The organism is Paraburkholderia sp. FW306-02-B (assembly GCF_058782725.1).
This window is the reverse complement of sequence record NZ_JBYSXZ010000001.1, coordinates 2350689-2370973: the sequence shown is the minus strand read 5'-3', so window position 1 is coordinate 2370973 and position 20285 is coordinate 2350689. Positions and strand designations below refer to the sequence as shown.

Here is a 20285-nt window from a genome sequence, read left to right as displayed (position 1 = left end):
TCGGATAAAATAAGTACCGGATTAAATGGGTCGGCGTCCTGCATGTCTGACTTTGATGTGCCGTTCTTGCGGCACGAGACAGGGTTCCGGTACTCGTCAACGAACGTTTGCCTTGAATGCCTATGCCAACATCGCGCCGTTTACTTTTCCTCCTTCCCGCGCGGCGCGCTCAATCGTCGTCATGATATTCCGCTCACGCGCCGACGAACCGATGCGGCATGACGCGCGCGTGCCGTGCGTTCTCGCGGCCGCCATCGCGCTGGTCGTATTCCTGATCGACGCGCTCATGCCACACGATAACGCGATTGCCGTGCTGTATGTGATCGTGGTGCTGCTCGTCGCATCGACAGGGTCGCGGCCTGCTGCGATCCTCACCGCATGGAGCTGCGTGGCGCTCACGTTGATCGCGTTTGTGATGTCGCATCACGGGCACTACCCGAGCGGCGCAATTGAGCGATGTGTCGTCAGCCTGCTCGCCATCGCCACGACGTCGGTGCTGGCGTTGCGCAATCAGAAGAACACCGCAACGCTGCAAGAGCAACTGCAGTTGCTCGATCTGACGCATGACGCAATCGTCGTGTACGACATGAACGATCTGATCACGTTCTGGAATCACGGCGCGGAAGAACTCTACGGATGGACCGCGCACCAGGCGATCGGCCAGCCGATTCATGAGTTGACGCAAACCCACTCGTCAGTCTCACTCGACGAGATTCGCAGTGAGCTGTTGCGTTCGGGGCGCTGGCAAGGCGAATTACAGCGCGTGTGCAATGACGGCGCCACCGTCATCATTTCGAGCCGCTTGGCGTTGTGGCGCGATGCGAAGGGCAAGCCGCGCGCCGTGCTCGCGACCAACAACGACATCACCGTTCGCAAGCAGATGGAAGTGGAATTGCAGCGGCAGCAGGACGAATTGCGCGCGACCATCGATGCAATTCCTGGCATGGTCTGGAGTTCGTCGAGCGACGGGCGCCTGATCTTCATCAACCGGCGCTGGAACGAACTGGGCGTAACGCTTGCCGAAAATGGTGGCGATATCTGGCGCTCGATCGTTCATCCCGACGACCACCCCGCGGCGCAGCACGCCTGGAACGAAGCCATTGCAACGGGCGCGCCCTTCGATAACGTCTTGCGCATCCGGCGCAGCGATGGGGTGTACCGATGGATGCATATCGGCGCGGAGCCGCTGCGCGATAACGCCGGTAACATTTTGCGCTGGTACGGCGTGAACACCGATATCGAAGAACTCAAGCAGGCGAAGCAGGCGCTCGAGCGCAGCGAAGCGTTCCTGTCCGACGCGCAGCGCCTGAGCCGCACGGGCAGTATCGCGACGCAACTGCCGGGCGGTGAAATGTCGTGGTCCGACGAGGCGTACCGGATCTTCGACTACTCGCAGGACGTCGCGCCCACTATCGATCTGATCCTCGCGCGTACGCATCCCGACGACATCGCGCTCGTCAGGCAAGCGTATGAACGCAGCGTCGCGGGGGAGCCGTTTATCGACGTCGAACATCGCCTTGCAATGCCGGATGGCAGTGTCAAATACGTGCACTATGTCGCGCGTCTGGCGGCGCCGCAGTCGGCGGATACCGAGTACGTCGGTGCGTTGATGGACGTGACAGAGAGACAGGTCGCGCAGGAAGCGCTCGACCGCTCGACGGCGGAACTCGCGCACGTGACGCGCGTGACGATGCTCGGCGAACTGGCCGCGTCGATCGCGCACGAAGTCACACAGCCGCTTGCCGCCATCGTCACCTGCGGCGACGCCGCGCTGCGCTGGCTGAATCGCCCGCAACCGGATCTACCGGAAGTCGGGCAGTCGATTAACCAGATGATTCGCGACGCCAAGCGCGCCAGCGACGTGATTCGCCAGATACGGTCGATGGCGCAAAAGCGCGATCCGAGTCAGGCGGTACTCAATCTGAACGCTATCGTGAGAGAATCGATCGAACTGATGCGGCGTGAACTGGACGGTCACCGTGTCGAAGTGGATGCCGCCTACGCGTCACCGCCGCCGCAAGTGTGCGCCGATCGCGTGCAGTTGCAGCAGGTCATCATAAACCTCGTGATGAACGGCGTGCAGGCGATGTCAGGCGTGACGGGGCGGCCGAGGCACATGCGGATCGGCACGCGCCGCTTCGATGCGCAGCATGCGCAGGTGATCGTCGAAGACTCGGGTACGGGCATCAGCGAAGAGAACGCAGGGCGGCTGTTCAACGCATTCTTTACGACGAAGGCCGAAGGCATGGGCATGGGACTGTCGATCTGCCGTTCGATTGTCGAAGCGCACGGCGGCCGGATCTGGGCGGAATCGCAAGAGGGGAAGGGTGCAGTGCTGCAGTTCATTCTGCCGCTCGATGAGGGAACATGTCATGAGCAGTGAAACGGGCAACGCCGCGAGTAACTCGATCGTCTACGTCGTTGACGACGATGAGTCGATGCGCGAAGCGGTCAGCATGTTGTTGCGCTCGGTGGGCTTGCGGGTTGAAGCGTTCGCGTCCGCACATGAATTTCTTGCGTTCCAGATGCCGGACGTGCCGAGTTGCCTGATCCTCGATGTGCGGCTCAAAGGGCAGAGCGGCCTCGCCGTGCAGGAACAGATTGCGGCAGGCGAATTGCGCGTGCCGATCATCTTCATGACCGCGCATGGCGACATTGCGATGTCGGTGAAGGCGATGAAGGCCGGCGCAATGGATTTTCTCGCGAAGCCGTTTCGCGACCAGGACATGCTGGACGCCGTGGCGACTGCCCTCGGCAAGGATGAAGAACGGCGCGAAGCGGACCGCTCGGTCGCGGATCTGCGCCGCCGCTACAAGTCGCTCACGCCGCGCGAGCGTGAAGTGATGGCCTTTGTCGCGAGCGGCTTGATGAACAAGCAGATCGCCGCCGAAATGAAGGTGAGTGAAATCACGGTAAAGATTCACCGCGGTCAGGCGATGAAGAAGATGGAGTCGCGCTCGCTTGCCGATTTCGTGCTGAAGGCGGAAGCACTCGGCGTCAAATCACCACAAGGCACCACTCCGCCGCCGCGCGTTCAGCGCGGTTGAATCGCGCGGGGCATTTTGCCTCCCGAACGGCGAAACCGCATCGCCGTTCGTTTCTCCCTCGAATCCCTCGCAATGTGGCTCCGGTGCGCAAATGGTCGCCGTCGCGCAGCTATTGCATCCACACATTTCGCCGCCCGCATTAAACCTTCATATAGGCCGACCCACCCATTCGACGCCGTAGGCAACCGTATGTACGGCTAGGCACGTGCGCTCCGTTTGATTAACTTTGAGTCATCGCGGTGTCGGTGTTTCGACCGCAGGCAGATCACTCTATCGGACGGAAATATCATGACCAGCTCGCTGCTCTCGTATCCTGAACCCGGTGCCGACATTGCGCCGAAACGCATCGCCAGCGCAATCGACACCGAGGATCAATGGCGCAGCCTGCGCGCGCATCATGCGCAGTCGAGCCGGCAGCGGGGCACTGTGGTGATGTCGCGCTGGACGCGCAACATCACCACGCCGCTCGAAGTCGTCAATCACGGCAACGAGTCCGATCACTGCATCGGCCTGGCTCTGAAATGCGTGTCGCTGACCTTTAATCATGGGGGCCGCAGGCTCATGCAAGGGCGGGTGACTGCGGGCGCGGTTCAGGTCACGGCGCCCGCCGTGCCCGTCAGCGCTGTTTTCGAATCGCCTGTCGACGTGCTGCATCTGTTCGCGTCGCAGCAAGTTCTCGCGGAGTGCTACGAAGATCTGTTCCAGCGTCCGCATGCGGGCGACATCGTGCTTGGCGACCCGAAGCTAATTCGCGATCCCGCACTCGACCGGCTTGGACAGGCGCTAGTCGTGTCACGGACCGGCGACGCCGCGTTGGACAAGGTCTTTACTGAAAGTGTCGGTCTCGCCATCGTGTCGCGCATCGTCGCGCGTCAATTCACTGCGTCGAACACGCAGAACCGCGAAGGGACTGCGTTGCCGCAATGGCGCATGAACCGCGTGATCGAGTACATCGATGCGCACCTGTCCGAAGCGATCGGCCTCGCCGACATTGCCGCGAGCGCCGGCTTCACCCGCATGCATTTTGCCGCGCAATTCCGGCGCGCGACGGGCTTGCGTCCGCATGAATACCTGCTGCGCCGCCGGATCGAACACGCGCAGCATCTGTTGCTGAACTCGAAGCACAACGTCTTCGATGTCGCGCTGAGTTGCGGCTTTCGCTCACAGCCACATTTTACGACTGTGTTTAAACGCTTTGTCGGCGAGACGCCTTACTGCTGGAGGATGAAAGCGAATGGCGCTCAATAGGCAGGTTCAGTCGTTTCTTGCCATCAGCGAGGCATTTCTGAAGCACACCGGCGATTCATCGTCCAACGACGACAGCCGCGAAGCCGACGAAACCTCTGTGACGGCCTACGCGTACGGCGAAGCGGTCTGTAAATGCCTCGACCCGCTGCGATAGCCGCCGTACAAAGCCATTCGATCAGGTAACGCTTCAACAGGAGTCGCGACATGCTGGCAAATGCAAATATCATCGATCCGTGGATGCAAACCATAGGCCTGTTGTCCGTGCCTGCGGGCGAGTCGAAAGGCTGCGGCAGTGGACTGAATGGAGGCAACAGGGCGGGTCAGGTGGACTGCACGGTGCTTCACGGCGTCAGGGTGAGCCTGTTGGAGCGGCCGACGTCTTCGACGGCGATGATCTCCTGGCGCGACTCGACCCGCTGCTGCTATGGCGACCAGGTTTGGCACTCGTCGCGGGCTCGCACCGAGGGCGTCTGCGCGATGAGCGGGCGCCCGATTCGTCCCGGCGACGCGGTGTACAAGCCGCGTCCCTGTCGACCAGTGCCGCGCAATGCCGGCGCAATGATCCTGACGTCCGCTCTTGACGATGCAACAGAAGCCTGACTTAGCTTCTTTTTCGCACGGTTTGCGCTGGCTGGCCGTTGAAGGCCGACGCGCGGGACACGCAGATGATGTTCCTTGCCGAACGCGGTTGTCGCCTGATAGCGCATAAGCGCTGCGGCCACGGGCGTTCGGGCCAACCGCTAACACCACACGATGTGTGCGTGATGCATGCAGACCGGCTGAAAGCAAACTTGCTGGAATTCCTGCAGTCGTAAAGCACAGACGAAGACTGGCGATTCTCTCTACGAGTATCGCCAGCTTTTGTCTAACTATCGTGTCCTTACCGTGTGGCGGCTGATGCGCTTCAATCCGCGCCATCAACACCAACTCGCCGCACCATTACGTCCAGTACTTGAAATCCGTAATCGTCCGCTGATAGGCGGGCGTATGACGTGGCGCGCGCGCATTGGCGTCCGCGCGGTGGCGGCTCTCCTGCCGCGAATAAACCGATGATTGCGTATGTGCGGATTCCGAAGCGGGAGTGTGCAGCGGTTCCGGCAGATCGGTGACTTGCGAAGGCTCCGGGTTATCTGCGGCTACGCGTTCGAGCGGCAGTTGAACGTCCGTTCCGACAGTCATGAACGCCCGCATCAACCCTGGTGCCGGTAGCACGCACGCTGCACCGATCGTCAGGCAAACGGCTGCCGCGACGTAGCCGGTTCGGAACCACGGAAATCTGATTGCGTTCATTGTGCGTTCTCCGCAGTGCGCTCCGGACCGCATGCAGGGCGCGCGAGGAAGTGATTGGACATAAGTCGAGTATCGTCGTGAGAACCGGCACTTTCTTTCGCGCTAGCACGTCGCTTTGTCTAATCGCACCCGCATGCGCCGACAGTTTAAAAACCAGCGCTTTGAATCGAGGCGGTCTGAATGACCGACGGATGCGCGACCGGATGTCTGTGGTCGCGCAGCGTTCGCTAACCACCGACCGGCGACATATGTGGACATCGACGAACCGGGTAGCCGTACAGGTTCTTTGATATGGATGTCCGCACGCGTGCATGCAGATAAAGACCGTGCGACTACGAAAGAGGCAATGACAGGCGATCGCTAGAATCCGAACATGCTTCAAGGCTGACTGCGAAGAGCCGCGCCAGCAGCGAAGACTTAATCTGAACGGAGAAGCGACATGGCAAAGATGGCTGCAGACTACATGGTGGGCGCGTTAGCAAAGGCGGGCGTGAAGCGTATTTATGGTGTCGTGGGAGATTCGCTGAACGGACTCTCGGATTCGCTGCGCCGGGACGGGTCGATTGAATGGGTTCATATGCGGCACGAGGAGAGCGCGGCATTTGCCGCGGGCGCCGAGGCACATCTCACAGGGGAGCTCGCGGTCTGCTGCGGAAGCTGTGGACCCGGCAATCTGCACCTGATCAACGGACTCTTCGACTGCCATCGGAGCGGCGTCCCCGTTCTTGCCATCGCGGCGCATATCCCGAGTTCGGAGATCGGTATCGACTATTTTCAGGCTACGCATCCTGAACTGTTGTTTAAGGAGTGCAGTCACTACGTCGAACTCGTGTCGAGCCCGGACCAGTTGCCTCAGATTCTCGCGCGAGCAATCCGGACGGCCGTTGCGCGAAAGGGCGTCGCGGTCGTCGTCGTGCCGGGGAATGTGGCGCTCGGGCCGCTGACCAAACCGGTGCCGAACTGGAGTATACCGTCGGCCCCAGTGATCCGACCGTCGAACGACGAGGCCGTGAAGCTCGCGGACCTGTTGAACCGGTCGTCGCGGGTGACGATGCTCTGCGGCGCCGGTTGCAAGGATTCGCATGCGGAAGTCGTGGAGCTCGCGCGCAAGCTGCAAGCGCCCATCGTGCACTCGCTGCGAGGCAAGGAATACATCGAATACGACAACCCGTTCGACGTCGGCATGACAGGACTGGTCGGATTCTCATCCGGCTATGCAGCGATGAAAGGCTGCGACATGCTGCTGATGCTGGGTACCGATTTTCCGTACCGCCAGTTCTATCCCGAGGGTGTGACCATCGCGCAAGTCGATGTGAGGGCGGAAGCACTTGGGAACCGGTGTCCAATCGATCTGGGGGTGTTGGGAACGGTTAAGGACACGCTCGGCGAGTTGTTGCCGATGATCCACGAGAAAACAGACAGCAGCTTCCTGAACCGTGCGCTCGACGACTATCGCAACGCCCGGGAGGGACTGGACGCGCTGGCGGAGCCCGAAGCAGGCAGCCATACCATCCATCCGCAGTACGTGACCCGGCTGGTGAGCGAGTTGGCGGACGACGACGCAATCTTCTCCTGCGACGTCGGCACGCCGATCGCGTGGACGGCCCGATATCTGAAGATGAATGGCAAACGGAGGCTGGTGGGTTCGTTCAATCACGGCTCGATGGCGAACTCGATGCTGCATTCGATCGGTGCACAGGCTGCCTTCAGAGACCGGCAAGTGATTTCGATGTCCGGCGACGGCGGCTTCACGATGATGATGGGCGAGTTCGTCACGCTCATTCAGACGGGCTTACCTGTCAAGGTCGTCGTGCTTAACAACGGCACGCTGGGTTTCGTGGAACTTGAGATGAAGGCCAGCGGGTTCGTCGATACGGGGTGTGACCTGAAGAATCCGAATTTCGCCGCGATGGCGAATGCGATGGGTATCAAAGGCGTGCGCGTTGAGCATCCAGAGCAACTGGAAGGCGCGCTGCGCGAGGCGTTCGCACATCCGGGTCCGGCGCTTGTCGACGTCGTGAGCGCACGTCAGGAACTTGTGATGCCGCCTGTGACGACTGTCGACGAGGCCTACCACTTTGGGTTGTTCATGTTGCGTGCAGTCATGGACGGGCGAGGCCAACAGCTCATCGACCTCGCGAAGGTCAACCTGTTGCGATAGTAATCTTGTTGGCACGTGTGCTGCGGTCACGTCGTCATGCGCTCGACCCAGCTCACGACCTGGTTCGTACCCGGTGGAGACGTGGTCGCGTAACTTTCCCTGAACACAACGGTGATGTCCATGACGGTAGGTAGCCAGATAGGTGGACGTCGTTGCATCGGCGTCGCTCACAAATCGTCTTTCGTGCGGGTGATCTGGATGGTGCTCCTTTTGCAAGGTTGCACCAGGTCTCCGTCGACGAATGTGCTGGGCGCGTATTACCCCGATTGGCTCTTTTGCATCGTCGGTGCAGTCGCGGTGACAGTCCTGATCCGCCTGCTGTTACTGCGCGCGTCGCTCGACGAGTGGCTCGACCCGCCAGCAGTTGCTTATCCGACACTTGTCGCGCTGCTGGCATTCGCGGGTTGGTTGCTGTTCTTCTGACGTCTATCGGGAGTGGGAACACATGGCAGAAAGCGCTCAAAAATCAAAGAAGAAGCTGTTGACGGGTCTTCTATTGCTGTTCGCGATCGTGCTGGGGATCGTGGTGGTCTGGCGCGCGGATACCGAACCCCGAACCGACGACGCCTATGTGTACGCAGATACGATCAATGTAGTCCCCGAAGTATCGGGACGGATCGTGACGCTCGCAGTGCGTGACAACCAGCGAGTGAAAAAAGGCGATCTTCTTTTCGAACTGGATCGGCGCCCCTTTCAGGATGCACTCGACAAGGCCCGTGCGTCGCTTGTGCAACTGGACGAACAGATCATGCTGACGCAAAGGTCGGTCAACGCACAGGTACTGAACGCATCGGCTGCACGCGCAAACGTCGAGCGGGCGCGGTCCGCCGCGAAGCAAGCTGCGGACACACTGCAGCGGATGGAGCCGCTGGTGGAAAAGGGTTATGTGTCGGCGGATGAGCTGGACCGGGCGCGGACTTCGGCGCAAAGCACCGCAGCGGAACTCGCGTCGGCCGAACTTCAGGCGCGCGAGGCGATGGCTGCCGTCAGCGGGGTGGATGCGCTGCAAGCCCAGCGCTCGGTCGTGCAGGCGGAAATCGCCTCTGCTGAGCTGAACCTGGAATACGCAACGGTCCGGGCACCGTTCGACGGTGTCGTTGTGTCGCTTCGCACCACGCGCGGACAGTTCGCCTCCGCCTCTGCGCCCGTGTTCACCTTGATCGACACGACTCATTGGTATGTCGTCGCGAATCTGCGCGAGACGGAGCTCGCGAAAGTTCACCCCGGCACGCGGGCTACCGTTTATCTGATGAGCAACACATCAAGGCATTTTCAGGGGAAAGTTGATTCAGTCGGATTCGGTGTGTCGCCTGAAGACGGCGGGAGTCTTGCTCAAGGTCTGCCGCAAGTGCAGCGCAGTATCAACTGGGTCCATGTATCACAACGTTTCCCCGTGAAGATTCTCGTCACGGACCCGGCCCCGGGCCTCTTTCGCATCGGTATTTCCGCGGTCGCGACGTTTCACCCGGACGGCCAGCATGACCAGCGCACTTCGGGCTGACAGATGAACCAATTGCTCCTGTTCCTGCGCGACGAGCTGTCGCCATTTCCCGGCCGGATGAACGTTGCTTTGCGTTGCATCGCCAGTGCAGCCGTCGTGATCGTAGCGTCGATGACGCTTCAGGTGCCGTACCTTGCCCTGTCGCTCATTGTGGTGTTCTACGTGACCCAGTCGAACGTCGTAGTCACGCGCATGATCGGCATCCTGTTTCTCGTGGGCATTACGCTCGCGAGTGGCTGCACAGTGTTATTGCTCAAATGGACGTTCGACTATCCGCTGCTGCGGATTGTATTCGCCAGCATCATATTTTTCTGTTGCGTGTATGCGATGCGCGTGTTCCAGTTCGGCATCGTTTTCTTTATCGCGGCCCTCGTCGTCATTTACGTGCAGACGTTTGTCGACGTGACGCAGAATGCGGAAGGGATCGTCCGCGCGACGCTATGGGTGTGGGTTGCCGTGTGCTACCCGATTGCCCTCACATTGGTCATCAATACGCTACTGCTGCCGATGGAGCCGCGCCAACAGCTGCGCCGGATGATGGTGTCGAAGCTCGCTGCGGTGCAGGCAAGACTGGACGCGTTGCTCGACGGCGCATCCGCGCTTCCTCCGATGACCGTGCTCGATGTAGAAGTCGCCACGGCTTCGCTGCAGAAACTGCTGAGGTTTACCGCGATGCGCGGCAAGCAAAGCGCGCTTGCCGAGGCGCGTGACCTCGCGACCGTGACGGCGGTGTCGAATCTCTACGTCGCTGCATCGAACCTGCGCCTGCTGCCGGGCAGCTCGGGGCCTCTTGCGATGGGCGTGGTGTCGCTGGGCGACGGGTGCGCGGCATTGGCCGATTCGATCAAAAGAGATGAACCGTTTTTACTTCCGCTTGCCGCACGCGAGGCATCTGCCGCCGGCATGCCCTGGGCGTTGCTGGCGATGCAACGTACGTTTCTCGAGCTTGATGCGTTCAAGGCCGCGCAGGCCGACGCGATGCACATGCCGCCAGGCCAGCCCGTTGTCGCGCCCGATGCTTTGAGCAACCCTGTCTACGTCCAGTTTTCGCTCAAGACCTTGCTGGCCGTGCTCGTGTGCTATGTCTTCTACAACGCGGCCGGATGGCAGGGGGTTCATACGGTAATGCTGACGTGCCTCGTCGTGGCCCAACCCAGTCTCGGCGCGTCGGGCCGGCGGTCCGTGCTGCGCTTCTGGGGAGCCGTGTTTGGAAGCCTGCTTGCGCTCTTCGAGATCGTTTTCATTCTTCCGCAGATTGACGGCATCGCAGCGCTGGTCGTGGTCGTTGTGCCCGTCCTGTTCACTGGCGCATGGATAGCAGCAGGCTCTGAACGCATCAGCTACGCGGGCGTGCAATTGATGTTCACGTTTTCGCTGGCATTCCTCGAACAGTTCGCCCCAACGTATGACCTGACCGAGGTTCGGGATCGCATGGTCGGCATCTTCCTCGGCATCGCTGTCGCGACCTTCGTGCAGGTGTGCATCTGGCCGGAAGGCGAGGCCACCTTGCTCAGACGCAGGCTCTCGGCCAGTCTTGCGTCGACGGCGAAACTCCTTGCGATGGGGCAGTCGACTGAAGATCAGACAACAATTGGCAAGCAACGAATGGCCGCGTGGGCCGCGCTTAGCGACTGCGAAGGTATGCTCTTGCGCGTCGCGCTTGAACCGACCTGGCGCGAAGGCGAAGAAGAGCGCGTCACGCTTCGAGCGAATTCGGTGCTTGCAGCGGCCCGCGAACTGTTGCTTGCCGCCGATGCCTTTCGAAGTGCGTTTGATGTTACCAGGCCCCAACTTTCCGATTCCGCGTCCAGTGCTGTCTCCGCAATCGAGCAGTATGCGGCCGGACTGACGGCGCCGGAACCTTCCGCCAGAACTCCCCGCGTGCCGGCACGACATGTTGACGTTGACGGTGTTGGTGGCCGCGAGGCGGAGCTGGTCGACGAAATCAACCGTGTTCTGCGAGCGGTATCGAGCTTGCCGGACTGGTTGGAGGAGAAGGCCTCCTTCCCATTAACGCTTCGAGCAGGCACACACCATGAATGATGCGATGTTCGCCGTGTGGCGTGGCCGTTGTGCCTTGCAATCAGGGTGCTGCGCCATAGCGGGTGCGGCACTGCTCAGCGGCTGTGCGTTGATTCATCACGACAGCGGTGCCGTTTCGCAGATCGAAGCGGCTCGTATGCAGGTTTCGCCAAAGCTCGATTTGCCCACCGGCGATTGGCCGTCCGACAAGTGGTGGCTTCAGTACGACGACCCGCAACTGACTGCCCTCATCGACCGTGCTCTGGTGGCGTCTCCGACAATCGCACTCGCGCGCCAACGAGTGGCGCAGGCTCATGCGCAGGCAGAACTGGCGGTGGCGGCAGCCGGGCCGCAGCTTGCAGCGAGCGGGGCCATCGACCGCGAACGTGTCTCATCTCATGGATTCCTGAGCGCATACGCGGGGTCCGATCCGGCGATCGGCGCGAATGGCCCCTGGTATACGACGGGGCTGGTCGGTTTCGACGGCGTGTGGGACCTGGACATCTGGGGGCGGCACCGCTCGGAGATTGCTGCGGCCGTGGGGGTCCAGAACGCGCAAAAGGCGGAGGAAGCGGAAGTGGCGCTCGAGCTTTCGACAGACATCGCGCGAATCTACTACGTCGTGCAAACCGCGCGCTCCGAGATCGAGCTGCTCAAACAGCAAAGAGACGCGATCTCGATCGAAGTCGATGCGCAACGTTCGCGATTCGCACGCGGACTCGAGCCCGACACGACGGCCAAACAGGCAGAAGCGAAGCTTCTTACGGTGGATCAGCAGATCGCGCAGACATCCGAGCAGGTGACGAACGGGCGGGAGTCGCTTCGCGCGCTGATAGGCGCGGATTCGGGCGGGCTCGGCAACATGGCGCCCCGGCCTCTGCCCATTGTTGCGACGGGCGTTCCGGACAGTCTCGGCTTTCAACTGCTTGCGCGCCGCCCTGATTTGCAAGCGTTGCATTGGTATGTCGTTTCATCGTTGAAACGCGTGGACGCAGCAAAGGCGGCGTTCTATCCGAGCTTCGATATCAAGGCGTTCTTCGGCTTCAACGCGTTGAACCTGTCTCAACTTTTTCTTCATGCAAGCCAGCAGATCAATATCGCACCAGGTCTCTATCTACCTGTGTTCGACAGCGGCCGTCTGAATGCGTCGCTTGGCGGCGAGCGCGCATTGAGCAATGCCACCATTCTGCAATACAACCAGGCCGTATTGAATGCCGTTCGGGACGTGGCGCAAAACGGAAGCGCACTGAAAAACCTGGGTGAGCGGACCGCGATGCAGCAAAAAAAGCTTCAGGACGTGCAGTTTGTTTTCGACAGCGCATCGGCCCGCTATGGGCGTGGACTGGTCGACAGGTTGCAGGTGGAAGAGGCGCGCGAGACGGCGATTCAGGAACAACTTGCGTTGCTTGAGCTGACGGGCCAGAGTATTCAGACGTCCATTGCGCTCACGAAGACGCTGGGCGGCGGTTATCAGGCGACAGTCGACGCGCAGTCACGATCGCAATGAGCCGCGCGGGGTCTGTCGCTCACCGTTTACAGGTTCGCTGCCAGTCCCGTGTCGGGTTCGAGTCGAATTTGTCATGGCGGACTTGGGCGTTGGAGCGGCCGCTTCGCCCTTGAAAACGGCCCTTGCGCTTACGCCGGCGCATCGGCCGGCTTTGCGTCGAAAAGGGACGCGCCTTGAATCTTGGCCGCCGTCGCCCGGCGTGCTCCCGGCGTGCCGCTATAGCGTTCTCACCTAATGTGGTCCCTGACGGATGTTATCGGGCTGTTATCAAATAACGTGGGCTCGTTCTCACGTAATGTGGTCCCACGCGCACCGATATTCTCAACTAATGTGGTCCCGCAACCACCGATGTAATCGGGCCCTGCGATTTATGTTGTCGGGCCGCTACAGCTATCACTACGCAAAAGCATCCGCACAAAGCGCTTGAAATTTCTGGAACGCGAAAGAGACGTAAAGCTGTCCGCGCAGTACAAAAAACGAGGATTGTCATTTTCCGGACGCGATTGGGTAGCCTTACATGACAACTTTACGTACGAGCACTATCTACTGAGTTGGAAACTGCATTATCACTTTTATTTGACATAATATAAATTATCAACATCGTGTCAGAGCTTTATAGAAATGTCGTGTTTCATCGTGCCAATGAAACGGACTGCCAGTCTCAGCCCGCGCGCGGGCGGAAGGTGATCGTGAAATGGGCCGGTGCCGTACCGTTGTCATCGAGCGGCATCGGGTCGGATTTCTGCACGGCGCGTGTCGCTGCATCATCCCAGTCGGGATTGCCGCTGGGGCGCACAATCCGGGCGTTCAGCACGTGACCGTCCGGCGCACAATCAACCGCCACCAGCGTCGAAATGTCCAGTGAAGTATCCCCCGCAAACACGATGTTCGGCTGAACGCGGCGGCGCACCCGGTCGGCGTACGAAGACGACGCGCTGCCGCCGGAGCCTGCGCCCGCCGTGGCGCGTTCGCTCCCGCCCGTACGATAGGCATTGCCGGCCATGGCCTGCAACGCTTTCAGACGCGCCTGACGCGCTTCATCGATCTGCTGCCGGAGCCTGTGCTGCGCCTCGGACATTTGCTGCTGTATCAGTTGTTCGCGTTTTTGCCGCTCCGCCAACCGCTCCTGCCGCTCCTGACGTTGTTTGCGCTGCAGAGCGATATCGGCTTCCTCAGTGGGCTCCTCGGGCGTAGGCGTAGGCTTCGCATGCGGCGTCGACATGTCGGGCACCGCGGTCCACAGCTCGGCTTCGGCGCCGGCCGGTGTGCTGCTCTGCCAGCGAATCCCGTAGAACAGGAACACCGCCAGCAATGCGTGCATCATCACGGCGAGTGTGAAAGCGCCCCACGTACCGCGCTCGGGCGGCGGCCGGACCGGAAGATGCGCGTCAACGTTCACTGGGTCTCGATGGCGAACGGCGGGCGTGCCGCGCCTTGATACCTTGAGGTGGTAAATCATGGCTATCGAGACGTCTCGTCCCCCTCCCCCGTTTTTCTGGCAACGGAGCCTCCAGGCATCCTTGGAGTGATGACTGCGTTCACCCTGCTCAGGACTGCCACACGAAATATCGACAGCAAACCGCATCGTTCGTTCCGGCAGCATTCAGACGCCCCGCACGTGGTGGTGGTGCGTCTTGCCGGTCCTGTGCCTGCTGCCCGGCGCATGCACCCCGGAGACCGATCTTGCCGCGTACGTGACGAGCCGCATCGTGGCGCCGTGTCGCAGGGCCAACTTTCCGGCGTGATACCGCGACCTGCCCGTGTCATGCACCTGCAATCGGGCGACGACCGACGTTTCGCTGCCTTCCAGCCAGTGCCTGATTGAAACCAGATCGGCAAGGCGCGCGCGGGAAGACGACGCACCCAGCAGCGCGATGATCACCGGACCGGCCGCCAGGTTGGCCTTGATCACGATGCACCGACCTGCCTCGTCGGTAAAGCCGGTCTTCGAGAGCTGGATGTCCCATCCCGGCTGGTCGACCAGCGGGTCGGTGTTGCGATAGAACACGGTTCTCCTGCTGACCGCCTCACTGGACCTTGGGAGGGTAGTGAACGCGTCAATCAGTGGATAGCGCGACGCGGCGTCAGCCATCTTCACGATATCGCGGGCCGTAGAGACGTTGCGCGGCGACAGCCCCGTCGGATCCTCGAAGTGCGTATCGGCCATGTCCAGTGCCCGGGACTTGTCGTTCATCGCCCGGATGAAGGCCGGCTGACCACCCGGGAAGGCACGGGACAACGCAGAGGCCGCGCGGTTTTCGGACGACATCAGCGCGAGGCGCAACAGCGCCGCGCGCGCAAGCGTTGCGCCAACCGGGAGGCGGGAGCCTGAATGCTTGAGCTGATCGATGTCGGCGGTGTCGATGGTCAGCGATTCTTCCGGCGCCGGGGCCTGGTCCAGCACGACCATGGCCGTCATCAGCTTGGTGAGCGACGCGACGGGCGCGAGCTCTTCCGGATTCTTTTCCAGCAGGACCTGGTGCTGCCCGACGTCATACACGACGGCGTTGCGGGAATACAGCAGAGGCGTCGCCGCGGATGCCACAAGCGGCGCGGCGACCAGAAGCAGCAGGCTGGCGAGCTTCGTCATTTCGGCCTCACCCGGAACGGCAGGCGGGCACTCAAACGGCTACCGGACCAACCTGTGGAATCGCCCGCAACAAGTAAACTGTAGCAAGGCTTTGCGCCCACCGAAAGGACGATCACCCCTACTGGAAAGGCCTTTTCACGCTAATAACAGGCCCTGATTAACCCGCCGACCGGTCGCTGCGCCGCTCAATCGCGCGGCGCGGCGACGGGCGCTTCAGTTCGGTCTGCCGTCGGCATGGTCGGCGAACCGGCTGGCGCCCCTGCCGAAGACGGGCTGGCTCGAAATGCCTTGCGACCCATATCTGCCTCCTGCCATCCGCCGCCGAGATTCTTGATCAGCGTGACGATGCTTTGCGCCGCCTGCGAGCGGGCATCGTGCGCGCTTTGCTCTGCCGTGAGCAGCGTCAGCTGCTGTGTGAGGACGCCCTGCTCGCTCGCCGTGCCGGCCGAGCGCTGCACTTGCACGCTCGCGTAGAGCTCGACGTTGCGCCGATAGACGCTTTCGAAGGCACGTGCCGAATCGAGCTGATGATTGACCGCAGACAGGCTGTCCTCGACGCTTTGGAACGCGGCCAGCACCGTGCCGCGGTACGTCGCCACTTGACTGTCGTAGGTCGCCTCGGCCTCGCGCACAGCGGCCCTGCGTGCGCCGGCGTCGAAGACCGTTGCCGCGAGACTCGGGCCGAGCGTCCAGATCCGGTTCGGCAACGAGAACAGATGAGCGAGCGTGTCCGAAGCGAAGCCGCCGGTGGCCGACAACGTGAGCGACGGAAAGAACGCTGCCTTCGCGACGCCGATCTTCGCGTTCGCCGCGGCTGCCTGGCGTTCGGCCGCGACGATGTCGGGGCGCCGCTCGAGCAGCGTCGACGGCAGCGAGAGCGGCACGCTCGGCAGCGTGGCCGCATAGCGCGGCTCTGGTGCGATGCCGAAGTCCGCCGGCGGCACGCCCGTCAGCACCGCCAGCGCATGCTCGAATTGCTCGCGCGAGATCTTCGCCGTCTGCAGATTCACAATGACCGTCTCGAGCGTATCTTCAGCGACGAGCAGGCTGTCGTTCGTCGCCGTGCCGTGCAGATAGCTCACGCGCGTCATCTCGAGCAACTTCTCGTCGATGTCCTTCTGCGATTCGAGCGACGCGATATCGAAGTCGAATTGCCGCAGCGCCAGATAGTCGGTCGCGACGCTCGCTGCAATCGACAAGCGCTCGCCGGCGAGCATCGCGTCGCTCGCCTCCTCGCTGGCCTGACTCGATTCGATCGCGCGCCGCACCTGGCCCCATAAGTCGGGCTCCCAGCTCGCCGTCGCCGTCGCGCTCACGGCGTTGTGGATGCCGCTTGCCGACGACGCCCTGCTCTGGCTCGCCACGCCGCCGCTCGAAGCGTTGAAGCCGCTGCGCGTGCCCGCCGCGCCCGCCGTCACGACAGGGAACAAACCCGCCTCGCTCGCGGCCACCTGGGCCTGCGCGAGCCGGTACGCCGCCTCCGCCGCGATGATCGACTGATTCGACTTGAGCGACGCATCGACGAGCTGCGTGAGCTGCGCGTCGCCGAACAGCTCCCACCAGCGGCTCGACAGCGCGGCTTGCGGATTCGCCGCGCCGCGCTGCCAGTCGGCGCCTTCCTTGAAATGCGTTGGAAGCTCGACGCCCGGCGTGCGATAGTCCGGCCCCACTGCGCAACCGGCCAGGCCCGCGAGCGCCATGCCGGCCAGGCCTGAGCGCAGCGCGCGTGGCCAGCGCGAACCTGGCGTCTTCATGACTGCCCTCCTTGCGGCGCCCGTTTCGAATCCCGTGGCGCGCGATCGAGCCACAGGTAGATAACGGGCGTCGTGTACAGCGTCAGCAACTGGCTGAACAGCAAGCCGCCGATGATCGAGATGCCGAGCGGCCTGCGAAGCTCGGACCCATACCCCGAGATGACGACGAGCGGCACGGCGCCGAGCATCGCGGCGATCGTCGTCATCATGATCGGACGAAAGCGCACGAGCGCGGCGCGCAGGATTGCCTCTTGCGCGCTCACGCCGGCGCGGCGCCGCTCCGTGATCGCTAAATCGATCATCAGGATCGCGTTCTTCTTCACGATGCCGATCAGCAGGATCACACCGATGAGCGCGATGATCGACAGCTCCGTATGCGTCACGATGAGCGCGACGAGCGCGCCGACGCCGGCCGACGGCAGCGTCGAGAGAATCGTCAGCGGATGGACCAGGTTCTCGTAGAGGATGCCGAGCACGATATACACAGACAGGAGCGCCGCGAGGATCAGGATCGGCTCGCTCGCGGCCGCTTCCTGGAACACCTGCGCCGTGCCGGCGAATCGCCCGACGACGGCGGCCGGCATCCGCAATTGCGCCACGGCCTTGTCGATCTCGCCCGTCGCGTCGCCGATCGACGCGCCCGACGGCAGGTTGAACGACGCCGTGACGGCAGGAAACGTGCCCTGATGGTTGATCGAAATCGCCGATCGCTCGATCGACCAGGTCGCGAGCGCCGACAACGGCACCAGCGTGGGTCCGTTCGGCGCGGCGGGGCTGGCCGGCACGCCCGATGCCGCCAGCCCCGCCGCCGGCACATAGATGCCCTGCAACGCAGCGGGGCTCATCCAGTAGTCCGGCGCCAGTTCCATCACGACGTGATACTGGTTCGCGGCCTTGTAGATCGTCGATACCTGGCGCTGGCCGAACGCGTCGTAGAGCGCGTTGTCGATCGAAGCGAAGTTCACGTGCAGACGCGCCGCCGTGTCGCGGTTCACGTCGACGCCGGCTTGCTGGCTGTTGTCCTGCTGGTCGGTGTTGACGTCGGCGACGAGGTTGATTCCGCGCAGCGCCTGAACCACCTTCGGCACCCAGTTGTCGAGCTCGCCCTGATCGTCGGCGGTCAGCGTGTACTGGTACTGCGCGGCGCTGATCCGCCCGCCCACGTTCACGTCCTGCGCCGATTGCAGATAGAGCTGCGCGCCGGGAACGTCCGCGAGATCGCGGCGAATTTGCGCGATGACTTCGTCGGGGCTCACCTGCCGCACGCCGAGCGGCTTCAATGACACGAACAGGAACGCCGTGTTGAGCCCTCGGCTGCCGCCGACGAACCCGCCGACTGCCTGAACGTTCGGATTCTTCAGCACCCGGTCGTTGATGTACTGGAATTTCTGCTGCATCGCGTGATACGAGATGCTCTGCGACGCCTGCACGAGTCCGATGAGCCGCGCCGTGTCCTGTTGCGGGAAGAAGCCCTTCGGCATCGCGACGTACAGCAGCACGTTCAGAACGAACACGGCCAGCGTGACGGTGCCCATCAGCACGGGGCGGTGAATGACCCAGCCGAGCGTGCGCTCGTAGAAGCGGTGATAAGGCGTGTCGGGATGCTGCACGTCGCCCGCCGCACCCGACGCCCCGCAGGAAGTCCCCTTGGGGGATGCGCCGCCGCGCACTGCTCGCGCGCCTCGCAACACGACGCTCGCCAGCATCGGCGTCACGGTCAGCGAAATCAGCATCGACACCGTGATCGCCGCCGCGAGCGACACCGAGAACTCGCGGAAAAGGCGCCCGACGAGCCCGCCCATCAGCAGGAGCGGAATGAAGACCGCGACGAGCGAGATGCTGATCGACATCACGGTGAAGCCGACTTCGCGCGCGCCCTGGAGCGCGGCCTGCAGGGGCCGCTCGCCGCGCTCGAGGTGGCGCATGATGTTTTCGACGACGACGATCGCGTCGTCGACGACGAAGCCCGTCGAGATCGTCAGCGCCATCAGCGACAGGTTGTTCAGGCTGTAGTGCAGGAAATACATCATGCCGAACGTCGCCAGCAGCGACAGCGGCACGACGATGGCCGGCACGAGCGTCGCGCGCCAGGTGCGGAAGAACACGAACGTAACGGCCGTGACCAGCAGGACCGAGATCATCAGCGTGATCTCGACCTCGAACAGCGAGGCGCGGATCGTCGTCGTCCGGTCCATCAGGATGTCGAGCTTGATGGTGGGCGAAATCGACGCCTTCACGAACGGCAGCGTCGCCTTCACGTTGTCGACCGTCTCGATGACGTTGGCGCCCGGCTGCTTGTAGACGATCAGGACCACGGCGACCTTGCCGTTCGAGAGGCCGTAGTTCTGCAGGTTCTCGACGGCCTCGCGCACGTAGCCGAGATCGGCGACGCGCACGAGCTTGCCGTGATCTGCCTTGACGACGAGCGAGGCGTAGTCGGCCGGCGTGTAGAGCATGTCGTTCGCGCCGATGTCGAACGTCTCGCCGCCGGCCGTGGTCCAGCCCTTCGCGAGATTGACGTTCGAACGGGCGATGGCCGCACGAACCTGCTCGAGCGCGATGCCGTAGCGGCTCATGCGATCGGGGTTCAGCTCGACGCGCACGGCCGGCAGCGCGCCGCCGCCGACCGTCACGTCGCCGACGCCCGGCGTTTGCAGCAGCTTCTGCTGGAGGACCGTCGAAGCCGCGTCGTACATCTGCCCGCGCGTGGCCGTGTCGGACGTGAGGCTGATGACGAGGATCGGCGCGTCGGCCGGGTTCACCTTGTGGTATGTCGGGTTGCCGTCGAGATCGGCGGGCAGCTTCGTGCGCGCGGCGTTGATGGCGGCCTGGACGTCGCGCGCCGCGCCGTTGATGTTGCGGTTCAGGTCGAACTGAAGCGTGACGAACGTGGTGCCGAGCGAGCTGACCGAGGTCATTTGCGTGACGCCGGCGATCTGCCCGAACTGGCGCTCGAGCGGCGTCGCGACCGACGTGGCGACCGTGTAAGGGTCGGCGCCCGGCAGCACGGCGGTGACGGCGATGGTCGGAAAGTCGATCTCGGGCAGCGGCGCGACGGGAAGCAGCCTGAACGCGAGCATGCCGAAGAGTGCAATCGCGATCGCGATCAGCGTCGTTGCAACGGGGCGCCGGATGAACGGTTCGGAGATGTTCACGATGCCCCCA

15 protein-coding genes are annotated in these 20285 nt (G+C 62.5%); 10 read left to right on the top strand and 5 right to left on the bottom strand.

The window, feature by feature from the left end; genetic code table 11:
• Nucleotides 1-181: 181 nt before the first annotated feature.
• From AC3WOG_RS10475 to AC3WOG_RS10455, 5 genes are all read left to right on the top strand, one after another.
• On the top strand, nucleotides 182-2383 hold the full coding sequence (locus AC3WOG_RS10475; RefSeq protein WP_492577917.1) for a PAS domain-containing sensor histidine kinase: 2202 nt from the start codon (nucleotides 182-184) through the stop codon (nucleotides 2381-2383).
• Nucleotides 2373-3047 carry a response regulator transcription factor gene (locus AC3WOG_RS10470; RefSeq protein ID WP_429342255.1) on the top strand — a complete coding sequence of 225 codons (675 nt, stop codon included), beginning with the start codon at nucleotides 2373-2375 and terminating at the stop codon, nucleotides 3045-3047. The genes AC3WOG_RS10475 and AC3WOG_RS10470 overlap by 11 nt, the downstream gene beginning before the upstream one ends.
• 288 nt (nucleotides 3048-3335) lie before the next feature.
• The gene (locus AC3WOG_RS10465; RefSeq protein WP_492577916.1) at nucleotides 3336-4295 is read left to right on the top strand and encodes a helix-turn-helix domain-containing protein; all 960 of its coding nucleotides are present in this window, start codon (nucleotides 3336-3338) and stop codon (nucleotides 4293-4295) included.
• Nucleotides 4282-4449 carry a hypothetical protein gene (locus AC3WOG_RS10460; protein ID WP_492577915.1) on the top strand — a complete coding sequence of 56 codons (168 nt, stop codon included), beginning with the start codon at nucleotides 4282-4284 and terminating at the stop codon, nucleotides 4447-4449. Before AC3WOG_RS10465 ends, AC3WOG_RS10460 begins: the two co-directional genes overlap by 14 nt.
• 50 nt (nucleotides 4450-4499) lie before the next feature.
• The gene (locus AC3WOG_RS10455; protein ID WP_492577914.1) at nucleotides 4500-4895 is read left to right on the top strand and encodes a DUF3331 domain-containing protein; all 396 of its coding nucleotides are present in this window, start codon (nucleotides 4500-4502) and stop codon (nucleotides 4893-4895) included.
• A 339-nt stretch (nucleotides 4896-5234) separates the two neighbouring features.
• On the opposite strand, the gene AC3WOG_RS10450 is transcribed toward AC3WOG_RS10455, so the two are convergent.
• On the bottom strand, nucleotides 5235-5585 hold the full coding sequence (locus tag AC3WOG_RS10450; RefSeq protein WP_492577913.1) for a hypothetical protein: 351 nt from the start codon (nucleotides 5583-5585) through the stop codon (nucleotides 5235-5237).
• Between the two features lie 439 nt (nucleotides 5586-6024).
• Between AC3WOG_RS10450 and poxB the strand changes: the two genes are divergently transcribed.
• The 5 genes from poxB to AC3WOG_RS10425 all read left to right on the top strand — a co-directional run bounded on the left by poxB (nucleotide 6025) and on the right by AC3WOG_RS10425 (nucleotide 12776).
• Nucleotides 6025-7746 carry a ubiquinone-dependent pyruvate dehydrogenase gene (poxB, locus tag AC3WOG_RS10445; RefSeq protein ID WP_429342260.1) on the top strand — a complete coding sequence of 574 codons (1722 nt, stop codon included), beginning with the start codon at nucleotides 6025-6027 and terminating at the stop codon, nucleotides 7744-7746.
• A 120-nt stretch (nucleotides 7747-7866) separates the two neighbouring features.
• Complete coding sequence (locus tag AC3WOG_RS10440) at nucleotides 7867-8169, top strand: YtcA family lipoprotein (RefSeq protein WP_429342261.1); 303 nt, start codon at nucleotides 7867-7869, stop codon at nucleotides 8167-8169.
• A 22-nt stretch (nucleotides 8170-8191) separates the two neighbouring features.
• Complete coding sequence (mdtN, locus tag AC3WOG_RS10435) at nucleotides 8192-9247, top strand: multidrug transporter subunit MdtN (RefSeq protein ID WP_492577911.1); 1056 nt, start codon at nucleotides 8192-8194, stop codon at nucleotides 9245-9247.
• A gap of 3 nt (nucleotides 9248-9250) precedes the next feature.
• Nucleotides 9251-11290, top strand: a complete 2040-nt coding sequence (locus AC3WOG_RS10430) for an FUSC family protein (protein WP_492577910.1) — start codon at nucleotides 9251-9253, stop codon at nucleotides 11288-11290.
• The gene (locus tag AC3WOG_RS10425; protein WP_492577909.1) at nucleotides 11283-12776 is read left to right on the top strand and encodes an efflux transporter outer membrane subunit; all 1494 of its coding nucleotides are present in this window, start codon (nucleotides 11283-11285) and stop codon (nucleotides 12774-12776) included. Before AC3WOG_RS10430 ends, AC3WOG_RS10425 begins: the two co-directional genes overlap by 8 nt.
• Before the next feature lie 661 nt (nucleotides 12777-13437).
• Here the strand turns inward: AC3WOG_RS10425 and tolA are convergent.
• From tolA to AC3WOG_RS10405, 4 genes are all read right to left on the bottom strand, one after another.
• Complete coding sequence (gene tolA / locus AC3WOG_RS10420) at nucleotides 13438-14379, bottom strand: cell envelope integrity protein TolA (RefSeq protein WP_492577908.1); 942 nt, start codon at nucleotides 14377-14379, stop codon at nucleotides 13438-13440.
• Nucleotides 14380-15366, bottom strand: coding sequence for a serine hydrolase (locus AC3WOG_RS10415; protein ID WP_492577906.1), 987 nt, complete (start codon nucleotides 15364-15366; stop codon nucleotides 14380-14382).
• Between the two features lie 185 nt (nucleotides 15367-15551).
• Nucleotides 15552-17120: an efflux transporter outer membrane subunit gene (locus AC3WOG_RS10410; protein ID WP_492577905.1), complete on the bottom strand. Its 1569-nt coding sequence runs from the start codon at nucleotides 17118-17120 to the stop codon at nucleotides 15552-15554.
• Nucleotides 17117-20275, bottom strand: coding sequence for an efflux RND transporter permease subunit (locus tag AC3WOG_RS10405; protein ID WP_492577903.1), 3159 nt, complete (start codon nucleotides 20273-20275; stop codon nucleotides 17117-17119). Before AC3WOG_RS10405 ends, AC3WOG_RS10410 begins: the two co-directional genes overlap by 4 nt.
• Nucleotides 20276-20285: the final 10 nt, after the last annotated feature.